Genomic DNA, 22657 nt, shown 5'->3' with positions numbered 1-22657 from the left:
AAAAAAAATGAGGCGGCCGGGGGGGGGGGGGGGGGGGGGGGGCGCGCGCGCGCGCGCGCGCGCGCGCGGGCGGGCGGGCGCGCGCGCGCGCGCGCGCGGGGGGGGGGGGGGGGGGGGGGGGGGGGGGGGGGGGGGGGGGGCTGGGGGGGGGCGGCCGGCCCGCCCCGCGGCCAAAGAAAACGCTGGGCCAGTAAGTGGAAGCACTATCAAAGTAAAACTCCGCTTGTATTAGCACTCTATATCTTCCTTTGCAACCTGTCTCTCATACTTTCCATTATTTATTATGTTTCCGGAAATATAGAACTTGGCGAACTGGCAATATTATGGATGATCAAATGTATACCGGAATGGATTTTCCTGGGTTTAGTACTTGGTTTTCTTCAAAAAAAGAGATCAATTATTTATATTCCGGTTACCCAAATTATTTATCCGTTTTATGTCTGTCTGTTCGGACTCGCTGCGCAAAGGCCGGAATATGAATGGAAAGGACGCAAACTGGTTTAGTTATTACCACCAGTAAACTTCTTTTTATAAGGACGCTCCGATAATTCTTTGATTTCCATTTGCATTTCCTGCAGCATTTTTAAAAGCTGCTGCATATCTGTTTGCGGCTCTGGCAATTGCTTGCTGTGAAAACTGTAATATTCCCACAGTTCAATCACTTCTGAAACCGGAATTGTGTAAGCAAAATATTGTTTGTTAAAAGACTGAAGCAGCATTGTTCCATCCAGCTTGATGGTAACCTGTTTGAAAACGAAATCCTGCTCACCCTTTAAAATAACAATGCAGGGAGTTTCAGCTTTCAGCCTTGTCCAGTCCTGTACATAACGCGTAATAACATCACTGCCTTCCGGCACAGGAAGCATAGAATCTCCAATAGTCGGAAACATACGAAATGTACCATTTTTAGGCAGGTTTGGTAGATTAAACTTTGGTAAGCTCGCCAAGAACTCCGGATCATTATAGCCGGAACGATAACCTGCTTTTGCTTTTACAGGAACGTACTCTACATTTTCGTTTTCGTCTTTATCCACCGTTACAGCCAGTACACGAATATTATTGCCTTTCATGAACAGCTCACTGCCAAGTTCAAGATCCTTGATTTTTTGTTCTGACAATTTGCTCAGATCAATTTTCAAAAGACTGTCAATGCTCATCCTGAATAACTCAGAAAAATTGATAAGATCATCAATTGTTGGATTAGTAGTTCTTCCGCTTTCATGCGCATTTAATTTCACGCGCGTGATCCCTAACTTCTCTGCCAGGGCTTCCTGGCTTAGCTTCTGACGTAACCGAAGAAACTTAATATTCACTGACCAAAACATTTCCTGAGCTTTCATAATCAATTGATATTTAAAAAATCAAACATTAGATACTTACAATATCAAATGTAATAGCAAATTTTATTTTTAGCAAAAAATATGTAAAATAATTTTGTTTAACTATTTTTGATAAAAGTTAAACAAAATGTCAACATACTCTATAAAGGATCTTGAACGGATCAGTAGCCAGAAAGCCCACACTATCAGAATATGGGAACAGCGCTACGGTCTTTTAGAGCCTGAAAGGACAGATTCCAACATCAGGTTTTATAATGATGACCAGTTAAAGAAACTTTTGAATGTATGTACGTTAATCCGTAATGGGATGAAAATCTCCCATGTCAGCAAACTTAGCCGGAAAGAGATTGCCGATGAGATTGATTTGATCATAGCAGATTCTTTTCAGAGTGATATTCATATTGAAGCTGTTATTAACGAGGCGCTTATTGCGATCTCAACGTACAATGGAACGCTTTTTGATGTATTGTTCTCCAATTCCGTTAAAGGAATGGGATTAAATAAAACATACGTTAAGATTATTTATCCATTGCTTGTTCGAACCGGACTCATGTGGATTAAAGACGATTTGCTTCCTGCACAGGAGCATTTTTTATCAAATCTGATCAGACAAAAGTTATTTTCTGCCATTGATACATTGCCCTTACCCGATAATCCTGATCAAACCTGGATCCTGTTTCTGAATGAAGAAGAAGACCATGAGATTGGGTTGCTGTTTGCATATTATTTATTAAGGCAGTATGGTAAAAGAGTCATTTATCTGGGAGCACGGGTTCCGTACGAGAATCTTTTCGGAGTAGTTTCCCAATGTAAGCCGACTCACATTTATTCCTTTGTTGTCAGAAAACAGCCGGACAAAGAAATGGAGCAGCTGCTTAGCCGGTTGACGGCGGATTTTAATGGATTAAATATCTGTATTTCCGGAGATAATGAACTTATTCGCAAGGCTTCTGCCGATAAAAAAGTACGCTTTATATCGTCCATTGATAGTTTGATTGATATCGTTAAAAAACCTGATGACTTATAAAAAAACATTATTTAAAAAGGCTCCCGAAGTAGCGGTGATCGGCTCCGGATTTGCGGGCATGGCTGCATCAGCAGTAATGGCTATGAACGGCAGCAGGGTTACTTGTTTATGAAAAAAATGCTGGAATTGGCGGCAGGGCAAGGACATTTGAAAGTGATGGTTTTATGTTCGATATGGGGCCAAGCTGGTACTGGATGCCTGATGTTTACGAAAGCTATTACAATCTTTTTGGAAATATAACATCTGATTTTTACGAATTAAAAAAACTGGATCCGGGTTTTGCTGTAATCTTTGGTGCCGGTGAAGTGCTGGATATACCAGCTGATTTTACCGAAGTATGTGCGTTGTTCGAAAGTATCGAAACCGGCGCTGCTGATAAACTAAAAAAATTTATTGCAGAAGGTGAATTCAAATACCATGTTGGCATGGGTGATATGGTTTACAAACCGGGCCATTCTATTACTGAGTTTTTCAGCCTGCAGTTATTTAAGGATGCTCTGAAACTTCAGATATTTACTTCATTCAGCAAACATGTAAGGCGTTATTTTAAAGATCCAAGGTTGCTTGCCCTAATTGAATTTCCAGTATTGTTTTTGGGCGCAATGCCAAAAGATACACCAGCAATGTACAGCCTGATGAATTTTTCAGGACTGAAACAAGGAACGTTTTACCCGATGGGCGGATTTGGGCAAGTTGCCAGGTCATTTCAAAAAATTGCTGAGGATGTTGGGGTTACTTTCCGTACATCTGAAACTGTCAGTCATCTTGAAATTAATTCAGGAGAGATCAGCCATTTACACAGTAATGGAAGCAGTAAAAAAATTGATGCTGTGATCGGTTCCGCTGATTATCATCATATTGAAAATGCTCTGCTGGAAGACCGTTACAGATCTTATCCGGAGTCATATTGGGACTCACGCACTTTTGCTCCATCATGTTTGCTTTTTTATCTGGGAGTGAGCAAAAAAATTGATAAGCTGCGGCATCACAATCTATTTTTCGACGAAGATTTTGAACAGCATGCCGTAGAAATATACAAGGATAAAAAGTGGCCGGACAATCCGCTATTTTACGTTTGCTGCCCTTCCAAAACTGACCCGTCTGTTGCCCCGGAAGGGAGTGAAAATTTGTTTGTACTGATGCCGATAGCGATTGGTTTAGAGGATACTGAAGCAACACGTGAACGGTATTATGATTTGTTAATGAGCCGTTTGGAAAAATTTGCGGGTGAAGATATCCGGGGCCATGTAGTGTATAAAAAAAGTTATGCAACATCCGACTTTATAAATGATTACAATGCATATAAAGGAAATGCTTATGGGTTAGCCAACACGCTGATGCAGACAGCCATTTTCAAACCAAAATTAAAAAGTAAAAAAGTACAGAATCTTTTCTATGCGGGCCAGCTTACTGTGCCTGGCCCCGGCGTACCTCCCTCCATTATTTCAGGACGAATTGCAGCGAATGAACTACTCAAATTCCTAAACAGGTAACGTATGAAAATTTTATTTGACAATCTATCAGCTTCATGCAGCAAAAAAACTACGCAGTTGTACAGTACGTCATTCTCACTAGGTATTCATTTTCTTAAAACAGAATTCCACGCACCTATTTATGGCATTTATGGATTTGTAAGGCTTGCAGATGAAATTGTTGACAGCTTTCACGATTACAATAAAGTCTTTTTGATGGATAAAATCAGGAAAGACACGGTGGAAGCGATCCGTGACGGAATAAGTATTAATCCAATTTTGAACAGTTTCCAGCAGGTTGTTCGTACTTATAACATTGAATGGGAACTGATTGATACTTTCCTGAAGAGCATGGAAATGGATCTGATGCAAAAGGAACACACCAGCGATTCATATGATCTGTATATTTTGGGTTCTGCGGAAGTAGTGGGGCTCATGTGCCTGCGCGTTTTTGCAGAAGGCGATGACAAAATATACAACGACCTTAAGCCTTATGCCATGAAACTGGGTGCCGCTTTTCAGAAAGTCAATTTCCTTCGTGACCTTAAAGCTGACTATCAGATGCTTGGCAGAACTTATTTCCCGGAAGTAAATTTTAATCATTTCTCATTTCAGGAAAAGGAAGTAATCCAGAAAGAAATCGAAGCGGATTTCGAACAGGCGTTAATCGGCATAAAAAGATTACCTGCCGGTGCAAGAAGAGGCGTATACCTGGCCTATTATTATTACCTGAAATTATTCCTTAGAATTAAAGAAACGCCACCTGAAAAAGTAATGGATGCAAGGATTCGCATTCCGGATTACAATAAAATCGGTTTAATGTTTCGTTCATTAGTACGGCACCAGTTTGATCTTTTATAACAAATCGTTGTTGTAAAACCGAACACTGAACTTTAACGCTTATAAAATGCTATTAGCTCCTGAAAATTTGAATACCAGTTTAAATGATAATGAAGTGGTTCTGGTTAACGAACACGATGATGAAATTGGCTATATGCCAAAATTAGAAGCGCATCAAAAAGGTGTTTTACACCGCGCGATTTCCGTTTTTATTTTTAATTCCAAAGGTGAGATTCTGTTACAACAAAGAGCTATGGGGAAATATCATTCCGAAGGCCTTTGGTCCAATACCTGCTGCAGCCATCCGTTGCCACATGAAAGTCCGGCAAGTGGTGCAGTACGACGCTTGCAGGAAGAAATGGGCATTCAGGCCTCCCTCGAATTTCTTTATTCTTTTATATATAAAGCTGAGCTTGAAAATGGATTGATTGAACATGAGCTGGACCACATTTTTTGGGGAATTTCGGATCATGAACCCATTATTAATACTTCCGAAGTATCAAATTATAAATATGTTACAATAGAGGAATTAAAGACAGATTTGGAACAAAATCCTGCCAGATATACCGAATGGCTTAAAATATGTTTTGACGAAGTCGCTGATAAAATTAAATTTTGATCTGACATGAATCCCTGGATTATCAATACATCAATTGTGTTAGCCGCATTTGTGGGAATGGAATGTGTTGCCTGGCTGGCGCACAAATATCTGATGCATGGTTTTTTATGGTTTTTGCATCATGACCATCATCAAAGAGACGATGGGGATTTCTTTGAAAAAAATGATTATTTCTTTGTCATTTTCGCTATTCCAGGAATTCTTTGTTTACTATTTGGGCTAAATAATGGGATGAATGCATTTTTCTGGATTGGATTAGGAATTACGATTTATGGATTTGCCTATTTTACGATTCATGACATATTTATACACCAGCGTTTTAAAATTTTCCGGAATACGGATTCCATATATTTAAAAGCAATCAGAAGAGCTCATAAAATGCATCATAAACATTTGGGAAAACATCAGGGAGAGTGTTTCGGTATGCTTTGGGTACCATTAAAATATTTTAAAGAAGCTAAAAACTCTATGGCTAAATGAATTTCACGTACCTGCTCATTGATATTACAGCCATATCAATTCCGTTTTTGTTTTCATTTCATCCTCAAATAGCATTATATAAAAAATGGCAATTCCTCTGGCCAGCCATTTTAATTTCTACAATTCCATTTATAATATGGGATAGTCACTTTACTCAAATTGGGGTATGGGGATTTACAGCATCATATTTACTCAACGTTTATTTTTTTCACCTGCCAATTGAAGAAATCCTTTTCTTTATTTGTATTCCGTATGCGTGTCTGTTTACCTATTTCTGTTTTAGAATTTATTTGGGAAATAAATTTGTTTTAAAATATGAAAATTTAATTACATGGATTGTACTCACTATGACAATAGGATTAGGAATATACTTCCATGACAGATTGTATACTTTTTATACGGCAATCGGACTTACATTATTTCTATTATTTTTAAAATATGTAGTAAAATTTCAATGGTTGAGTTTGTTTTATTATTCACACATGTTTTTGTTGATTCCATTTTTTATTGTGAATGGAATTTTAACGGGAACTGGATTGGAAAAACCTGTTGTTTGGTATAATGATGCAGAAAATATGGGATTCAGATTTTTTACAATTCCATTTGAAGATTTTTTTTATGGAATGCTGATGTTGTTGCTGAATACGTTTCTCTTTGAATTTTTTATGCAAAGAAAGGAAATAATTAAAAAATAAATTGGGTAATGTCCGTTAAATGCCTAACGGTATTAATGAACAATTGCGGAGCGATGGAATATCGGTAGTCATATTAAATAAAATTGTTGACACAATCCCGGAGGCGTATAACAACCATTTAAATAAATCTCAAAGCATCAGAATCTCTCACCATGTGTTAATGAAACCAATTTACTGGTAATCAATGGCAATCCTGATAAAATTCTTAACGCATAATCCGTGGTATTTCTTTTTCCAAACAGATTCTGAAGGTAATATCCGGCCATAATCCTGCGGTTAAATGCCTGATTCCATGAGGCTTTATAATTTACTATAACTTCTTTTTTTAGTTGTTTATTGGCAAATAACTTAATTAATTCAGTTGCCAGTAATTTTGATGCACGCATTCCCATACTCATTCCATTCCCGCATAATGGTGTAATTGAACCAGCAGCATCACCTAATAGAAAAATGCCATTTAAATCAGTATACTTTTTACTGAACTGAACATTACTGATTACCAGAGGATTTGAATTTATGAATTCAGATTGGGTAAAGTATTTTTCAAGAAATGGATTTTTATAAAGAATATTCTCCTCCATTTGTTTGATATCCTTTCCATTTTCGTGCAAATTTTTGGAAGTAGTAAGATAACATAAACAATGCCAATCATTGTCAACCTTTGAAATTCCGCAATAACCATCTGTAAAATTGTGCAATTCAATTTTGTTTGATGGTAAATCAGCTTTGATATGATATTTTACACCAATATAATTACTATTCTCTTTTACAACATTAATACTCTTTTGCATAAAAGCCGGCATATATTTTCCATAACTTCCGCAAACAACTTTTGAAGAAAATGATCCGCTGGTACTGTTTATTTCATAATTATTAACGAAAATAGTATTAACTGAATTCACTTTGCAGTTTTCAAAAATGACTACACCTTTTTCTATTGCAATTTTACTTAAATAATCATCAAGGCTGTACCTGCTAATTCCAAAACCACCCATATGTAAGGAGTGATTTAGCATAAAACCTTTTTCAGAACTAATCCCTAACTGATGAATAACAGGCAGGCCAAGTTCAGCTAATGGTAAACCCAATCCGCTAAGAAAATCCCAGCTTTCCATTGAAATATATTCGCCGCAAACTTTATGAAAAGGGTACTTATTTTTTTCAAACAATACAACAGAAATATCTTTTTCAACCAGTTGAATGGCCAGACAAAGGCCTGCCAAACCGCCTCCGATAATAGCACAATCAAATGATCCGGATTGAAATTCCATGAATTACTTTTTAATTTGCATATACAATCACCTCATGCCGGAATGCCCATTTATTACGAACGGAATATTTTACTGCACCCGATTTTTCCAGAATTTCTAACCATTCTTTCTTTTTAAAACCACGCAGTACAGACAATGGTGCGTCGTTTTTAACAAGATACGATTTAGAGAAAAGTTGTGTTAGATATTTAATGGAATAATAAGCAAGCGGGTTTCTTTCCAGGTCATTAATTACCAAAACAGATTGGTTTTCAAGCGCAAATTTCACCAGACCAATTAATCGATTTTCGGATAAATGATGGCAAAAAAGACAGGCGTGTATAATATCGACATTTGCTAAGTGTAGGAAAATATTTCGGTAATCGTCACAAATAAATTGAATGGATTTATCTGTTAAATGTGTTTCTGCATATTCAATACAAACCGGTTTAAGATCAATGCCGTATAAATCCAGTTTATATTCATAATTTCTATTCCAGTTACTGATCCGTTTTAATGTATCTCCTCCCCCACAACCGATATCAACCAGTTTATAATTGCGGCCCGGTTTGATGACTTTCTTTAATGCAGAAAAAGAAATATTATATCCGCCAAGCCAATGATTGATAAAATCCAGTTCTTTTAGATTTTGGAATAAATCTCTTGCTGGAATATTATCCTCGTCAAGCAGTTCTTTTTTATCACTTCTTCGGTTAAACATATTGCAGCTGCATCGTCTCAATACTTAAACCCGGCCCGAATGCAGCCGCAAAAGCTTTACTTCCCTTATGCTCCGGCTTCACTTTTTCAAGTACTTCTTTTAATACAAACAAAACCGTTGGAGACGACATATTCCCATAATTTTTCAAAATATTATACGTCGGTTCCAGTTTACATTTGTCCAGTTCCAGTGCAGCCGCAAAATCATCAACAATTCGCTTTCCACCCGGATGCACCGCCCAGTGTCTGATGTCTTCCGGTTTCAGATGAATAGATTTCAGCATAGGCCTAATGTTTTCCCGTATCAGATCCGGTACATAGGAAGTTAAATTCATAATGAACCCCGTTTCCGATAATTGCCAGGCCATATCCGAATATCCATTGTGCAGTATTAAAGAATTGAAGGAATTGATCTGCACACCGGCATTGTAGTTTCCTGCGGGTTTCGAACTAACTATTACTGCCGCGGCACCATCTCCAAAAAGAAGGTTGGAAAGTATATAATCGTCGTTGTATCTTTTTTGAAAATGGATAGTACAAAGTTCTGTACAAACCACTAATACTTTCGCATCTGGCTGACTTCTGCAAATAGCATCGGCTTGTTTCAGTGCAATAATGGCTGCATTGCAACCCATAAAATTGATACTGCTGCGTTGTGTTGAAGGTTTCAAGTCAAGCTCACGCATCAACTCTACGTCAAGTCCGGGAGCGAAAAGGCCCGTGCAGGTCACCGTTATCAGATGTGTAATAGATTTTTTCAAAAATTCAAAACCTTTGATCTTCTCAATTGCCTTTATTGAGAGTGCAGTAGCGTGTTGCTGATAAAGCTGCATTCTTTGCGTTAATCCAGGCTCAGGCAGAAGCGTTTTTGTCTTGTTAAAAAATGTGTATTCTTCCGGTTCTTTATCAAAATCAGAAATAACAGAATACCTTTTCTCGATACCGGTTTTACTGGCTACAATTTTAATTTTTCTTTTATTCGTTAAATCCTCGGTTGATTTAATGTAAAACGAAGTCAGGATTTCCTGAGAAAAGCAATGATCCGGAACGGCTGTCTCAATAGCAGTAATGTAACTCAAAGGAAAATGATTAATATAAATTAGTAGTAGGAAACAACTGTTCATGCAAATTGCTGCAATCCAGTTCATGCGCATTGTATTCTTGAAACTGGCATTTATTACGTTTGTTTTGACCAGATAAAACCAATAGCCGAAATAAACGATAATAGGCAAAAAGAATACCTGGACCGTGTAAAAAACTGTTCCAAGATCCTGTTCTATAAAGTACAGATAATAAAAAACATTACAAAGCAAAAACATGGATGCAGTAAAAGTAAACGTTCCAATATATCCCAGTTTGTAACTCAGTGTCGTAATGCCGTCTTTTAAATCCTGTTTGTGCTGGTAAATCTGTGTTAATGGGTAAGCCCCGGCTATTTGGAACGAACAACCAAGCAATACAAAAATGTTTTCCCGGTTCAGTTCAAGTAGTTTTCCGGTTATTCCGGCAATTGACATATAATAGGTAAAAGCGCCCTGGAAAATTATCACTACCAAAAAGCCAATAACCGGGTATTTTTTTAGACGGATCTGCCTTGAACTATATGCTCTTGACGCGGCAATGTAAAGAACAAGGCATAAAGCAAATGGTATACTTACGAAAAATGCAGCTAAAACGATTCCGGCAATATCCAAAACAACAGTGGTGTAAAACAGGTGGATAGTCGGTAAAGGAGGATTTTCCAAACCACCAATGCTGTCTTCATCACGATCAACATAACTATTATATCCATTACTTGCGGGATAGACCAGGAAATGAATGATGATAAATGCCCACAAAGCCTGCGGAAATAAAATAGTTTCTGCCTGGCTAAGAGCAAACAGAAACAAAGGCAACAGGAAAAAAGAGAAAGGAATTCTCAGAAGTTTAATCGTATTTCCATCTATGAGCATAAACAAATTTATACATAAAAGAATGTCTTTTTATGTATTAATGCCTTTAAAATCTTGTTCCGGTTTAGCATTACAGATTCTTGCTGAACTTAAATAATACCGGTTACCAACCCAATTGAAAAACATAACCAAAAATAAGTAAGTTTTTTGACGGCATATCTCTGACACATAAGAACAATCATAACCAATTAGTAAATAATTTCGAATTTAATTCAAAAATATATAATTAATATTGACTTATATTCTGAATTGCAATACTTTTACAGAATGATAAGCGGAAACGATATAGTTTTGGATAAGATTGACCTGAGCATTCTGAAACTGATGCAGGAAAATGCACGAATTTCTAATGCAGATCTGGCCCGGGAACTCGAAATGGCTCCTTCGGCCGTACTCGAACGGGTCAAAAAGCTTGAACAAAAAAATGTGATCCTGCAATACACTGCAAGGCTCAATCCATCGGCGGTGAACCAGAAATTACTCGCTTTTATTTCCATGAAATCTTCGGAAGGAATGGCAAGTAATAATACGGCAAAGGCGCTGGCTAAAATACCGGAAGTGCAGGAAGTACATCACATTGCAGGTGATGATTGTTATCTGGTTAAAGTGAGGACGGCAGATTCGGCCTCACTTATGGATCTGATGCGGAATCAATTCAGTAAAATTCCTAATATTCTTTCTACCCGAACAACCATCGTTCTGGAAACAGTGAAAGAAGAACAACAATTGGTAATACCAGAAAAATAGAAACCGTGAAAACGCAATCAAACCAAACTCCGTCAACCTTTATGCTCGTAATGGCATATGCTATTATTTATGTTGTGTGGGGATCAACTTACTTTTTTATTCAAAAAGCCCTGGTTGGTTTTCCTCCGCTTATTTTAGGGGCATTCCGTTTTGTAGCAGCCGGATTATTAATGATGATCTGGTGTATAACCCAGGGAGAAAAAGTTTTTTCATGGAAACTGATCAAACCGGCCATGATAACCGGGTTGCTGCTTTTATTTGTTAGCAACGGGATCGTAATATGGGTAGAGCAATTCCTTCCCAGTGCAATGGTTGCAATTATGATTTCCGCCACCCCACTCTGGTTTGTGCTATTGGATAAACCAAAATGGAAAGAAAATTTCAGCAATAAATCAACCATTTTCGGCTTACTGATTGGATTTGCCGGGGTTGTACTACTTTTCAGCGAAAGAATTGTCAGCTCTTTTTCATCGCTGAATAGCAGCAGGGATCTCATTGCAATGGTATTTGTGTTATTAGGTTCAATGTCCTGGGCAGGTGGTTCTTTGTATTCCAAATATCAACCTGGCCAAAGTTCTGCGACGGTAAACACAACCTGGCAAATGATGGCCGCAGGTATTGCGTTTGTGTTGTCCAGCACCGTTAGCGGTGAAATAATGGATGTGAACTTACAAAATATATCCGCAGATGCCTGGTTAGCAATTGTGTACCTGGTTATTTTCGGATCAATTATCGGATTCAGTGCTTATGTGTGGTTATTGAAAGTGCAGCCAGTAACAAAAGTAAGCACACATGCATACGTAAACCCTATAGTGGCGGTATTACTTGGGATATTTTTTGCAAAAGAAACCATATCGCAAATTCAAATTATCGGGCTTCTGATCATTCTGGGCAGTGTATTGCTGATTAACTTACACAAATACCGCAAAACTTCTACCAAAACACTAACCACAGCATAAGCCTTGATCTTCTAAGTTCATCAGTAGCTATAATCGTATTTCATTTGCAAGCGATCCGATTATTTGCAGGATAGCTCTATATTTGCAGGATAACTCAACGTTGCGATTCCGTCCGACATCGGCCAAGATGAACTACTTTGGATTTTATCGCTTATTTTGAAAGTAATGCTCTTTAATTCACTACACTTTTTATTCTTTTTTATTTTTGTTACAACGCTTTATTATACCATACCCTGGAAACTAAGGTGGGTACTTTTACTTGCTGCCAGTGCTTATTTTTACGCTTCTTTTATTCCGGTGTACCTGCTGATTCTGGGCGTTGTGATCGTTGTCGATTATTTTGCAGGTATCTGGATAGAGAATGCTTCGGGACATAAACGGTTGCTTTTGCTTATACTTAGTCTGGTGGCAAACATTGGTTTTCTTTCATTTTTCAAATACTTTGATTTTATAAATAATAATATCACCTATTTGTTAGAAATGATGGGGCGGAAAAATGAAATGCTTTCATTGCACGTCATGTTTCCCTCTCTGATTTTGCCCATTGGGCTTTCCTTTCATACTTTTCAGTCAATGAGTTATACGATTGAGGTATATCGCGGGAACCAGAAAGCCGAACATCATTTTGGTATTTACTCCTTGTATGTACTGTTTTATCCCCAGTTGGTAGCTGGACCAATCGAAAGGCCACAAAATGTGCTCTGGCAGTTTCGCGAAAAATTCGATTATGATTGGGAAAATATTAAGGCAGGCCTTACTCTGATTGCCTGGGGAATGTTCAAAAAAGTTGTAATTGCTGACCGCCTGGCTTTGGTAACTGATGCAGCTTATGCCGATGTACCTAATCAGAGTGCTTCTACTCTGCTCATTGCTACTTTTTTCTATTGTTTTCAAATTTACTGTGACTTTTCGGGCTATTCCGACATTGCGTTGGGTACGGCACGTGTTATGGGTTTCAAATTAATGACCAATTTTAATGCACCATATTTTGCCGAATCAATTTCTGAATTCTGGAAACGATGGCATATATCCTTGTCAACCTGGTTTCGGGATTACGTTTATATTCCTTTAGGCGGAAACCGTCACGGCAAAGCAAAGTTATATTTCAATACTATGCTGGTATTTTTACTGAGCGGCTTATGGCATGGTGCCGACTGGAAATTCATTATCTGGGGTTGCATACATGGTGCTTATCTCATACTTGCACAGATTTTTAAAACACATAGAATTTTCCGGCCACACCATGCTGAAAAGGGAGGTCCGGTTTTTGTAAAATTGTTTCACATTATCTGGACATTCTTACTGGTTGCATTTGCCTGGATCTTTTTTCGTGCAAGCAGCGTTTCCCAGGCATTTGAAATCATTCAAAAGATTTTCACACCATCGGCTTACACCGGCACACACATAGCAATAAATAGTGGGGAATATGTGTTTTCAATCGGGCTGCTCCTCCTGCTTATTTTTAAAGATCGCTATTTTGCTCATTTTATGCCAAAAACTAGTGTTTTCTGGTTTCTGTTTATTCCAACGTGCCTCTTCTGTTATCTGTTCGGCGTTTTTACCAGTAATCAATTTATCTATTTTCAGTTCTGAGATATGAATTATTTAAATCGATTTGTCCGTCGTTCATTACTTCTGATTTCCGGAGTTTTACTTTTTGTCAGCCTGTCTAAGGATGTACAACGAAAAATTGCTGCAAAAGGCTGGATACCCGATCAATATCGCTTTGGTGACCTTTATAATACGACCAACCTAAAACAGTTTAAGGAAAAAGATTTTGAGCAAAACCGCATGCTGCTTCCAACGGATAAACCAGTGATGCGTTATAAAGACGTGGATCTTTTTACGCTTGGGGACAGTTTTACGCAGATGGATACCAGCTTTTATGCTGGTGATAAAAATTCGCATATCTGGCTGGGCGTCAACACGCAAACCGTCAAACTCGATCCTGAAAAAAGTCATTACTTGTGATTGAAATCATAGAACGCACCATTCAGGAACGCCTTCGTGACGATTACAAGAAATTATATATTGGCAAAGGGTTTAAAGTTGAGGGCAAATCGAAAAATGAATTTGAGGAAATAAAGGAAGAAATACCGTCGTTCTGGTGGGCTAAATTTGGTGAACAGATCAATCAGCGGATTGAATTCTTATTTTTTAATTTTCCTGTTTTTCTGAAAATCAAGGAGTTAAAATCTGAAATCATGCTCACCTGGTTTGACAGGAAACATACTGGCGCATTAATTTCCCGAAACCAACAATATTTATTTTATGACGTAGAGGCTGACAAAAAAATCAGCTTATCTCCATTTTATAAAATTACCGACGGATCGGTAGACACCGTTGTAAACAATATGAACAATTTGCGGGATTACTATAAATCCCTGGGCTTCAATGAAGTATATTTCTGCTTGGTTCCCAATAAAGTAACCGTTTGTGAAAACGACCGTTTTGAATACAACAATCAAATCACGCGCATTGAAAACCATCCTTTGTTAAAAACGCCAGTTCTTTCTATTCAGGACACTGTTCGAAACCATCCCGAATGGTATCACGTTGGAGATGGCCACTGGAACACCCACGGACAGCGTTATTGGTTAAAAACAGTCAATAATCTGGTAAAGGAAAATAGCAGGGAATCTGAACTGGCGAACAGCCTGACCGTTAAAAATAAGATTTAGTTTATCTCAAAAACTGTTTCAGGAAGCCAGATTAAAAGTTTGAACGTAATCTTTCGCTTCTTCTATACGGTCTTTCTGGTATATACTGATGATCGCTTTGACAATAAAATCCAGTTCTTCAATTGTATTAAATTTGCTGAACGAAAAACGAACAATTTCCTTGTCCGGATTTTTATAGATCGCGCTGATAACGTGTGAACCTCCACTACCCAAATTAGAACAGGCACTTCCACCCGAAACTGCAATTCCTAAATTATCTAGCTTACTAACCAGATTACCTGACGATAAACACGGAAAGGCAACGCTGACAATATTGTTAAGGCTTTTATGTACAGACCTGCTTTCACCATTGAAAGTAATCCCGCCAATCGTCAGATCATCCAGGCTTGAAATAAAATGTTTTTTTAATTTTGCCAGATGGGTTTGTACGACTTCTTTACTGCGGTAAGAAAGTTCGAGTGCTTTTGCCAAACCAACAATACCAATTACATTTTCAGTGCCGCCGCGTTGCCCGTTTTCCTGGCCTCCGCCAATTATATACGGTTTAATTTTATGCTTTTTATTGATATATATAAATCCGGCCCCTTTTGGCCCATGAAATTTATGTGCAGAACCAACCAGAAAATCAATATTTATTTCTTTTAAATTAAAAGGAAGTTTACCAATTGTTTGTGTGGTATCTGTATGAAAAATAGCATTGTATTGCTTCGCAAGTACACCGATTGCAGCGATATCGGTTATATTCCCAATTTCATTATTACCGTGCATCAGGCTGATCAGTGTTTGCGGATTGGCTTTTAAAAGATTTTCCAAATGCTTCAGGTCTACATTCCCAAAGTCATCCAGTTTCACAAAACTAATCTCAATATCACCGGCTTTTTCATAAACAGCCAAGGTCTGTAAAACTGCTTTATGCTCTATTTTACTAGTGATAACATGACTGATTTCGTAAGCATTGATTGCTCCTGACAAAGCAAGATTATTAGCTTCCGTCGCTCCCGACACAAAGAAAATTTCATTCGTATCGGCACCAAGCAAACCGGCAATAGTCTGCCTAGATGAAGCAATGGCCTCTTTCACTTTACGGCCTGCCCAATGACTTGATGAAGGATTACCATAATTAGATGTCAGATAAGGCAATATGGCTTTTACTACCTCGGGATCAACTGCTGTCGTAGCAGCGTTATCACAATATATTTCCATTCTTAAAATTTCAATTATCTGGTTATTAGCTATCTATGTTGTCGATCAATAATTGATCATGGCAATGGTTCTGCTATTAATTTTGCAAGATCATTATTCCATTTTTTTACATAGTCCTGATAAAACTGCCCGGTTCCCTTTCCTGAAAAACCAGTATGTATTTCCTTCACTTTCCCATCACGGCCTACAATAATCGTAGTCGGGTAAGCCATAAATTTGTCGATTGCGGGTAATTTTTCTGCAACAATATCTCCTCCTACTTTTCCTGCAAAAAGCATATCATACTGGATATCAAAACGGTTTTTCAGTTTTGTCAAAGTACCTTTTGCGAATTGTAAATCGTCTTTTGCTTCAAAAGCCAGGGCAATTGCTTCTACACCTTTTGCTTTATTTTCCTTATACCAGGGTGCCAGAAACTGAATCTGATCAATACAATTTGGGCACCAACTTCCCATCAATTCAATTATAACGACCTTGCCTTTGTATTTTTCATCACTCAACGAAACCAATTTTCCATTTACATCAGGAAAAGTAAAGTCCAGTTTATCGTATCCCGGTTTCAGGAAAGTCAATGCATAAGCATCAGGCAAAGCAGCTTTATCATCTTTTGTACCTTCAAAAAGGATAGGTTCGGCACCTGCACCAATGGCACCGGTTATTGTTTTATCATCCGTGATCTTACCTTTTACGTAAGCTACACCCGATCCGGTAAAGCCAGAAAGTTCAAATTCATTGCCTTGTACATTTCCTTCCAATTCCCTGCTATCTCCTGAAACACTTAGAATAATCCCATTCAGCTTATTTCCTTTTTGTTCAAAAACAGCCACACGATCGGGTAATGGTTTACCAGTTGTTGGGGAATTTGCTTTGATTTTAATTACCCACTTTCCAGACAAATTAGTTGTAGGAGCAACTTCCTTCCCGGGTTCTGTAAACCGATAAGATTGTCCCGGCTGTGCGGTAAAAGAAACCGGGGTTGATTTATTTCCGGCGATCAGGCTTTTCTGTACTCCGCTAATGCTCCCGTCACCTTGAATTTTAGCAAACCAGGCATATTCAAATGTATTTAGAGTAACCTGGATAGAATCCCGTGAAATATGTTTTACATTAAAATCATCTCTCCTGTCTCCATTCGTAGCCGTCAAAACCGGTGCTTGGCCAGCCCCGTTTGCGACTTCAAAATTAAAAGGGACAGCTCTTTGCCCAACCTGAAAAACACCTCTCCATTTGCCATTGGTCAATGGCTTATTTTGAGCCAGCAAAGTGGTAGACAATAAAACTGCACTGATTGTACCTACGAAAAATAAACTTTTAATTTTCATTACTTATAATTTTGCTTTTAGTAATAGAGTAATTTTTGAAAACCTAAACGATAAACTGATCTGTGATATAAATGATGTATCTCAGAAAGTTCATATCCTTCTGGTAATTGCATCATTAAATTCGGCACGCCTTCAACTCAATATTCCATTGGTTTTTTTAGATTTATCCTTAGAATTAGGTTGGGGCACCTTAATTGGTCATAGGTTGCCAGAAGATCATAGAGCCTAACCTCTCCCTTCATTCTCGATAAATCTACTAATTCGATAGACAAAGGTTAATTTTATTTTTCAGAAAAACTAAAACTCTCCCTGTTTTTTCAAAAATAATATTTGTCCGGGTAATAACTATTTGATAATTAAGGAGATTTAAATATCGTTTTATTAGATAGTTTACTTCACAACCAAATAATTCTAATTGTAAAATGAAAACAGAAACGGAGATTGTCAGCGAGCTTAAATCCAGATACAATGATTTAAGCAATTTTCAGGCTTTACACATTGCTTGTGAAATTAGGAGAAATAATATTTTAGAAGCAGCACTTATTGTTAAATCTGAGGAAGGCAAAAAAGCAATATTGGAAGCGATTGCTGCTGCACTGGGCTATGATCAAAATAAATGATTGGGTCTAAAGCAAAAAAATGAGCCGTAGCTCATTTTTAAGAATCAAATAGTGTGTTATTATTTACTGCTTGTTGGAATTACCCAAAATAAGCTAACCTGAATAACGCTGTTCTTGAAATCAGGATCAATGTCGTTTCCTTCAAAATCCCCAACCTTAGAAAGGCCTGCCATGTACCTTGCTCCGATTCCTAAGCCAATACTGGATTGATAGCCAATTCCTGCTCCGATTGAAAGATCAAGATTTTTTGCAAAATGGTCAATGGTTTGATCCGGAACATCTTCACCTGTCCTGAAGGAAGCCTGAGGACCTGCTTCAATGTAAAATCCGCCATTGGTTTTTAATCTGATCATTACCGGAACGGCTACATAAGAGGTTTTAAAGTTTGACTTTGTTCCGCTGTCGTTAATTTTCCCTCCCTGTGTTGAAAACAAGACTTCCGGTTGAATTGAGAAGTTTTTCCCGATTCCAAAGTTGAGTAATCCACCGAAGTGATATCCTACCAATGCATCTGATTCGATATCGCCACCTGTATAATTACTAATGTTAATACCAGCTTTTGGGCCGAACGAAAAGCCTTGTGAAAAAGCAGCAGTACTGAATACTGCAAACAACAATGCTAACGAGATTTTTTTCATGTCTTTATTATTAAGATTTGAATATGTGGATCAATAATGTGAGTATTAAAAAATTATACCAATTATGATTATGCTCAGAAAATCTCAATATGCCGATAAAAGAAAACAGGCTTAAAAACAAAGATAGGTTTGCTTATAAATTAAGAAAGGCTATCTTTGCACCCTGAATAACCACACAGAGAGGTGTCCGAGTGGTTGAAGGAGCTACCCTGGAAAGGTAGTATATGGGTAACTGTATCGAGAGTTCGAATCTCTTCCTCTCTGCATTTTATAACAAAAGCCCTGCAAATGATGGATTTGCAGGGCTTTTATTTTACATCCATTAAAATAATCGTTAATACTAATCTACAAAATGCCGGAGGCATGACTAATGGAAAAATTAAACGCTCATTTCCCCGCAAAGCGGCATTGCCAGCATTTCTTTACATTTTCCTTTATCAGTCTCTTTCCCAAATACATACATCATTTTGGTAATAGCGGCTTCGGCTGTGATATCTGAGCCGCTGATCACGCCCGCTTTTTTTAGAAATTTACTAGTCTGGTATTGCCCCTGATTTACGCGTCCGCCGTAACATTGCGAAACATTAAATATTACGATTTTATTATTTATTGCTTCACTGACCACATTCTGGAACCAGTTATCGGTCATAACATTTCCTGATCCATATGTTTCCAGGACAAGCCCTTTTAATCCTTCAATTTTCAAAACAGACCTTACTACACTTTGGTTAATACCCGGAAACATTTTAAGAAAAGCGACGTTTGTATCTAAATCTTTATGAACGCTAAATTTTTCATCAGTGCCGTGTAGCTTTAAAAAAGGAAAATTATAATCAATTCTGACGCCTGCGTTGGCAAGGTGTGGATAATTTTCTGAAATGAAAGCATTGAAATTTGAGCTTTCCTTTTTCTTTGCCCGGTTACCTCTTAATAGAACAGAATTGAAATAAATACAGACTTCGGTTACAATAGGTTTTCCATCCGGGTAAGTAGCAGCTGCCAGTTCCAGTGCGGTCATAAAATTCTCTCTCGCATCTGATCTTGCAACGCCAATTGGTAATTGTGCTCCGGTAAGTATAACTGGCTTGTTCAAATTTTCCAGTAAAAAACTTAATGCAGAGGCTGTATAAGCCATGGTATCCGTGCCATGAAGTATTACAAAACTATCGTAAGCGTCATAATTTTCTTCAATAATTCCTGCTAGTTCAACCCAGATTGCAGGACTCATATTAGAAGAATCTATTGGCTCATGCAGCGACAGAAAAGTAATTTCAAAAGTTAACCTGCTTATTTCAGGAATTTTCTCAAATATCTGGTCAAAGTTAAAAGGTACGAGTTGTTTGCCTTTGGTTTCATAAACCATCCCCAAAGTTCCGCCGGTATAAATTACTAAAACTGAACCTTGTGTTGGTGCCGGAGATATAGGGTTAATATGTATGGTGCTGTAAGACATGAGGATATCAAATATTGTCAGTCAAATCAAAATGATAGATTGTGTTACAAACTGAGCAAACTTAATGCAGTTTTGTCGGTTAGAGCAATTACTTCATTTTTTGAAATTTGTTTCAAATCGGCCACTCTTTGCGCTACCAGATCAATATAAGAAACTTCATTTCTTTTGCCGCGGTATGGTACAGGTGCTAAATAAGGACTGTCTGTTTCCAAAACTATATGTTCCAGACCGACATAGGGAATAACTTTATCCAGGCCGCCGTTTTTAAAAGTTACAACACCTCCTACTCCGATTTTAAAACCCAGCTCTATTACTTTTTCAGCTTCTTCCAAAGTTCCTGTAAAGCAATGAAATATACCAGTCAGTTTACTATCACCAAATTTTTCGATCAGTGAAACCGTCTCCCAAAATGCATCCCGGCAATGAATATCAATCCATAAATTATGTTTGCGGGCTAATCCGCATTGAAACAAAAATGCTTCTTCCTGTTGTACCTGAAAGGTCTTATCCCAAAATAAATCCATTCCAATTTCGCCAATTGCAATGAATTTATGTTTATTCAGCCATTCCTCCACGAGTTGTAATTCTTCTTCAAAACCTTCTTTTACATAAGTTGGATGCAAACCAATCATGGGTAAACAGCGGCCCGGATATGATTCTGCAAGCTGCATCATACCGGGTATTGTCGTGTGATCACAATTGGGCATCCATATCTGTGTAATTCCTGAATCCCATGCACGCTGTAACATATTGGTGCGGTCTTCATCATATTTTTCATCATATATATGCGCATGCGTTTCTATCATCCTTTCAAATTTTAAGCATTCAATAAAATTAATCCCCTTCCTACCTTTTCTCCTTTACACCTCTCTCATTAATATTCTCTCCCCTTCCACAAAGTTTTACCGGGGATCACATAAATTACAAGCATCAGCAAACAGATTGCCATCAGATGGAACCAAAATAAAAAGACAGTTTTCCATAAGTCTCTTTGTTGTAGAATAATAACTGCTAATATGATGATGCCTGTTATAAATAAATAATGGGAAACGATCATATTAATACTTCTTTCCATATCCCAAACAGACAGAACTGCCATTGCAGGAATAAAAAGTGCGCACGCAATTACGCATATCTGGAGTATGACCGGCGATGCCATAATGCCGTGCATCCATCTTCTTCTTTGTAAGATAAGCTCGCTGACCGTTAAAACCGGCTCTGAATCCGCTACAATTTTATTCGTGTAAGTTTGCACAAAACCATATTTTTTTCTGATGATGGCTATAAATAGTGCATAATCCTCGACTATGGAAAAACCTATTTGTTCGTAACCACCAACTGCATCATAAGCTTCTCTGGAAACTGCCATATTATTGCCTAACCCGGTCATAGGAATTTTAAACAAAGAAAAAAAACGCATGATTGTCAAAATAAACAACCATTCGAGAGAGAGAAAGTCAGACAGCAAATTGATTTTTTTCATTCGGGTCAGACCAACAACAACACCTGTATTTCCTTCAAAATGACTTAACATAGACGAAACCCATGTAACCGGAACGGTGATATCCGCATCGCAATACAGAAAATATTTACCTTGTGCTTTCTTTGAAAGCTGTGCTAATACGTTTGCTTTACCTTTTAAACCTGAAACATTTTCTGAAATCCTGAAATACACAAATTGTGGTTTATCAAGAATAAAACTCTGAATAATTTCAGCAGTTTGATCGTCAGAATCATCATCTCCAATAAGTATCTCAATCTTATTTATTGGAAAATCCAATTCGGATAGTGACTGGAGGCACTTTTTGATATTGTGTTCTTCATTACGAGCCGCTAATAATACGCTTACTTCAATCTGATTATCTGGAACGGACATGTAATAAAAAATGGTGAATCAAGTGAATTTGGAAAAAGCCTACAAAGACAACATATAGCTCAAATCATGGGAATCGCTTCAAAGCCGTAACCTTGTTTTGTAAAATGTTCAAGAAAAAGAGGAAGCGTGTAGGTCATGTTTTTCTTTGCTTTTAAGCTATCGTGAAATAAAATTATGGATCCGGGCTTTGTGTATTTTATACTCTTTTCGAGACAGGTTTCAGGTGTAATTTTAGGAGAGAAATCACCGCTCAGAACATCCCACATAATAATTTTTCTATCTGTAGAAAAAAATCTTGCCTGGCTTTTCTTCATTCTTCCATAAGGAGGACGAAATAAATTAGTTGATACATTCAACTGTTCATCACATCTGGCAATATTTTCCATATAAATTTCATCATCCGTTTTCCAGCCATTCAAATGATTGTATGTATGGTTTCCTATCGACTGTCCGCTTGTCAACAACATTTGAAAAATATCCGGATGTTTTCTTACATTATCACCTATACAAAAAAAAGTCGCCTTTGCTCCGAATTCTTCCAGTTTAGCCAATACATATTCAGTCACTTCCGGAATTGGCCCATCGTCAAAAGTCAGAAAAATTTTTTTTTCAACAGTTGGAATGTGCCAAACGTAACGTGGAAAAAAAGCCTTTAACCAAAAAGGGGAATAATGTAAAAACATCTGGAAAATTTAATTTGCGTCAGGCAATTTTGCTATGTTAATTCTGGGACAAAGATACAGACGATCATTTATATTAGTGT

At 37.7% G+C, this 22657-nt stretch carries 25 protein-coding genes, 1 tRNA gene and 1 riboswitch; of the genes, 15 read left to right on the top strand and 11 right to left on the bottom strand.

The window, feature by feature from the left end:
• Positions 1 to 327: 327 nt before the first annotated feature.
• Positions 328 to 504 carry a hypothetical protein gene (locus KZC02_RS25670; RefSeq protein WP_221391273.1) on the top strand — a complete coding sequence of 59 codons (177 nt, stop codon included), beginning with the start codon at positions 328 to 330 and terminating at the stop codon, positions 502 to 504.
• On the opposite strand, the gene KZC02_RS25665 is transcribed toward KZC02_RS25670, so the two are convergent.
• Positions 501 to 1340 (bottom strand): helix-turn-helix domain-containing protein, encoded by an 840-nt coding sequence (locus KZC02_RS25665; RefSeq protein ID WP_221391272.1) that lies wholly within the window; start codon positions 1338 to 1340, stop codon positions 501 to 503. The genes KZC02_RS25670 and KZC02_RS25665 overlap by 4 nt on opposite strands.
• A gap of 127 nt (positions 1341 to 1467) precedes the next feature.
• Between KZC02_RS25665 and KZC02_RS25660 the strand changes: the two genes are divergently transcribed.
• From KZC02_RS25660 to KZC02_RS25635, 7 genes are read left to right on the top strand one after another with little or no spacing between them, the layout of a single operon-like run.
• On the top strand, positions 1468 to 2367 hold the full coding sequence (locus KZC02_RS25660) for a MerR family transcriptional regulator (protein ID WP_221391271.1): 900 nt from the start codon (positions 1468 to 1470) through the stop codon (positions 2365 to 2367).
• Complete coding sequence (locus KZC02_RS33170; protein WP_310590377.1) at positions 2357 to 2479, top strand: FAD-binding protein; 123 nt, start codon at positions 2357 to 2359, stop codon at positions 2477 to 2479. Before KZC02_RS25660 ends, KZC02_RS33170 begins: the two co-directional genes overlap by 11 nt.
• Before the next feature lie 13 nt (positions 2480 to 2492).
• Entirely contained in the window at positions 2493 to 3860 is a 1368-nt protein-coding gene (locus KZC02_RS25655; protein WP_310590460.1) for a phytoene desaturase family protein, read from the top strand.
• A 3-nt stretch (positions 3861 to 3863) separates the two neighbouring features.
• Positions 3864 to 4700: a phytoene/squalene synthase family protein gene (locus KZC02_RS25650; protein ID WP_221391270.1), complete on the top strand. Its 837-nt coding sequence runs from the start codon at positions 3864 to 3866 to the stop codon at positions 4698 to 4700.
• Between the two features lie 46 nt (positions 4701 to 4746).
• The gene (gene idi, locus KZC02_RS25645; RefSeq protein WP_221391269.1) at positions 4747 to 5298 is read left to right on the top strand and encodes an isopentenyl-diphosphate Delta-isomerase; all 552 of its coding nucleotides are present in this window, start codon (positions 4747 to 4749) and stop codon (positions 5296 to 5298) included.
• Positions 5299 to 5304: 6 nt separating this feature from the next.
• Positions 5305 to 5778, top strand: coding sequence for a sterol desaturase family protein (locus KZC02_RS25640; RefSeq protein ID WP_221391268.1), 474 nt, complete (start codon positions 5305 to 5307; stop codon positions 5776 to 5778).
• Positions 5775 to 6473, top strand: a complete 699-nt coding sequence (locus KZC02_RS25635; RefSeq protein WP_221391267.1) for a lycopene cyclase domain-containing protein — start codon at positions 5775 to 5777, stop codon at positions 6471 to 6473. Before KZC02_RS25640 ends, KZC02_RS25635 begins: the two co-directional genes overlap by 4 nt.
• 137 nt (positions 6474 to 6610) lie before the next feature.
• Here KZC02_RS25635 and KZC02_RS25630 read toward each other — a convergent pair whose 3' ends face one another.
• The 3 genes from KZC02_RS25630 to KZC02_RS25620 are packed head-to-tail and all read right to left on the bottom strand — an operon-like array spanning position 6611 to position 10395.
• On the bottom strand, positions 6611 to 7744 hold the full coding sequence (locus KZC02_RS25630; RefSeq protein ID WP_221391266.1) for an NAD(P)/FAD-dependent oxidoreductase: 1134 nt from the start codon (positions 7742 to 7744) through the stop codon (positions 6611 to 6613).
• A 10-nt stretch (positions 7745 to 7754) separates the two neighbouring features.
• On the bottom strand, positions 7755 to 8444 hold the full coding sequence (locus KZC02_RS25625; RefSeq protein WP_221391265.1) for a methyltransferase domain-containing protein: 690 nt from the start codon (positions 8442 to 8444) through the stop codon (positions 7755 to 7757).
• Positions 8437 to 10395 (bottom strand): UbiA family prenyltransferase, encoded by a 1959-nt coding sequence (locus KZC02_RS25620; RefSeq protein WP_229253797.1) that lies wholly within the window; start codon positions 10393 to 10395, stop codon positions 8437 to 8439. The genes KZC02_RS25625 and KZC02_RS25620 overlap by 8 nt, the downstream gene beginning before the upstream one ends.
• Before the next feature lie 267 nt (positions 10396 to 10662).
• Between KZC02_RS25620 and KZC02_RS25615 the strand changes: the two genes are divergently transcribed.
• The 5 genes from KZC02_RS25615 to KZC02_RS25595 all read left to right on the top strand — a co-directional run bounded on the left by KZC02_RS25615 (position 10663) and on the right by KZC02_RS25595 (position 14782).
• Entirely contained in the window at positions 10663 to 11142 is a 480-nt protein-coding gene (locus tag KZC02_RS25615; protein WP_229253796.1) for an Lrp/AsnC family transcriptional regulator, read from the top strand.
• Between the two features lie 5 nt (positions 11143 to 11147).
• Positions 11148 to 12101 (top strand): EamA family transporter, encoded by a 954-nt coding sequence (locus KZC02_RS25610; RefSeq protein WP_229253795.1) that lies wholly within the window; start codon positions 11148 to 11150, stop codon positions 12099 to 12101.
• A gap of 165 nt (positions 12102 to 12266) precedes the next feature.
• Complete coding sequence (locus tag KZC02_RS25605) at positions 12267 to 13694, top strand: MBOAT family protein (RefSeq protein ID WP_221391263.1); 1428 nt, start codon at positions 12267 to 12269, stop codon at positions 13692 to 13694.
• A 3-nt stretch (positions 13695 to 13697) separates the two neighbouring features.
• Positions 13698 to 14072 carry a hypothetical protein gene (locus KZC02_RS25600; RefSeq protein ID WP_221391262.1) on the top strand — a complete coding sequence of 125 codons (375 nt, stop codon included), beginning with the start codon at positions 13698 to 13700 and terminating at the stop codon, positions 14070 to 14072.
• Entirely contained in the window at positions 14069 to 14782 is a 714-nt protein-coding gene (locus tag KZC02_RS25595) for a hypothetical protein (protein ID WP_221391261.1), read from the top strand. Before KZC02_RS25600 ends, KZC02_RS25595 begins: the two co-directional genes overlap by 4 nt.
• Positions 14783 to 14800: 18 nt before the next feature.
• Here the strand turns inward: KZC02_RS25595 and KZC02_RS25590 are convergent, their stop codons facing one another.
• Both KZC02_RS25590 and KZC02_RS25585 read right to left on the bottom strand, forming a co-directional pair.
• Positions 14801 to 15985 carry a cysteine desulfurase family protein gene (locus KZC02_RS25590; RefSeq protein WP_221391260.1) on the bottom strand — a complete coding sequence of 395 codons (1185 nt, stop codon included), beginning with the start codon at positions 15983 to 15985 and terminating at the stop codon, positions 14801 to 14803.
• Between the two features lie 56 nt (positions 15986 to 16041).
• Positions 16042 to 17307: a peroxiredoxin gene (locus KZC02_RS25585; protein WP_221391259.1), complete on the bottom strand. Its 1266-nt coding sequence runs from the start codon at positions 17305 to 17307 to the stop codon at positions 16042 to 16044.
• Between the two features lie 160 nt (positions 17308 to 17467).
• Positions 17468 to 17561: riboswitch (SAM riboswitch) on the bottom strand.
• Between the two features lie 168 nt (positions 17562 to 17729).
• Between KZC02_RS25585 and KZC02_RS25580 the strand changes: the two genes are divergently transcribed.
• Complete coding sequence (locus KZC02_RS25580; RefSeq protein ID WP_221391258.1) at positions 17730 to 17927, top strand: hypothetical protein; 198 nt, start codon at positions 17730 to 17732, stop codon at positions 17925 to 17927.
• A gap of 59 nt (positions 17928 to 17986) precedes the next feature.
• Here KZC02_RS25580 and KZC02_RS25575 read toward each other — a convergent pair whose 3' ends face one another.
• Entirely contained in the window at positions 17987 to 18565 is a 579-nt protein-coding gene (locus KZC02_RS25575; RefSeq protein ID WP_221391257.1) for a porin family protein, read from the bottom strand.
• A gap of 177 nt (positions 18566 to 18742) precedes the next feature.
• Here KZC02_RS25575 and KZC02_RS25570 point away from each other — a divergent pair.
• Positions 18743 to 18829, top strand: a tRNA-Ser gene (locus tag KZC02_RS25570).
• Between the two features lie 115 nt (positions 18830 to 18944).
• Here the strand turns inward: KZC02_RS25570 and KZC02_RS25565 are convergent.
• The 4 genes from KZC02_RS25565 to KZC02_RS25550 all read right to left on the bottom strand — a co-directional run bounded on the left by KZC02_RS25565 (position 18945) and on the right by KZC02_RS25550 (position 22577).
• The gene (locus tag KZC02_RS25565; protein WP_221391256.1) at positions 18945 to 20018 is read right to left on the bottom strand and encodes an asparaginase; all 1074 of its coding nucleotides are present in this window, start codon (positions 20016 to 20018) and stop codon (positions 18945 to 18947) included.
• 44 nt (positions 20019 to 20062) lie between these two features.
• Positions 20063 to 20824: a TatD family hydrolase gene (locus KZC02_RS25560; RefSeq protein WP_221391255.1), complete on the bottom strand. Its 762-nt coding sequence runs from the start codon at positions 20822 to 20824 to the stop codon at positions 20063 to 20065.
• Between the two features lie 68 nt (positions 20825 to 20892).
• A complete protein-coding gene (locus KZC02_RS25555; RefSeq protein WP_221391254.1) occupies positions 20893 to 21894 on the bottom strand; it encodes a glycosyltransferase in 1002 nt (333 codons plus the stop codon).
• Between the two features lie 59 nt (positions 21895 to 21953).
• A complete protein-coding gene (locus KZC02_RS25550) occupies positions 21954 to 22577 on the bottom strand; it encodes a polysaccharide deacetylase family protein (protein WP_221391253.1) in 624 nt (207 codons plus the stop codon).
• Positions 22578 to 22657 lie beyond the last annotated feature (80 nt).

This window comes from Dyadobacter sp. NIV53 (genome assembly GCF_019711195.1).
GTDB lineage: Bacteria > Bacteroidota > Bacteroidia > Cytophagales > Spirosomataceae > Dyadobacter.
The sequence above is the reverse complement of the archived record's forward strand: the minus strand, read 5'-3'. Positions and strand labels throughout refer to the sequence as shown.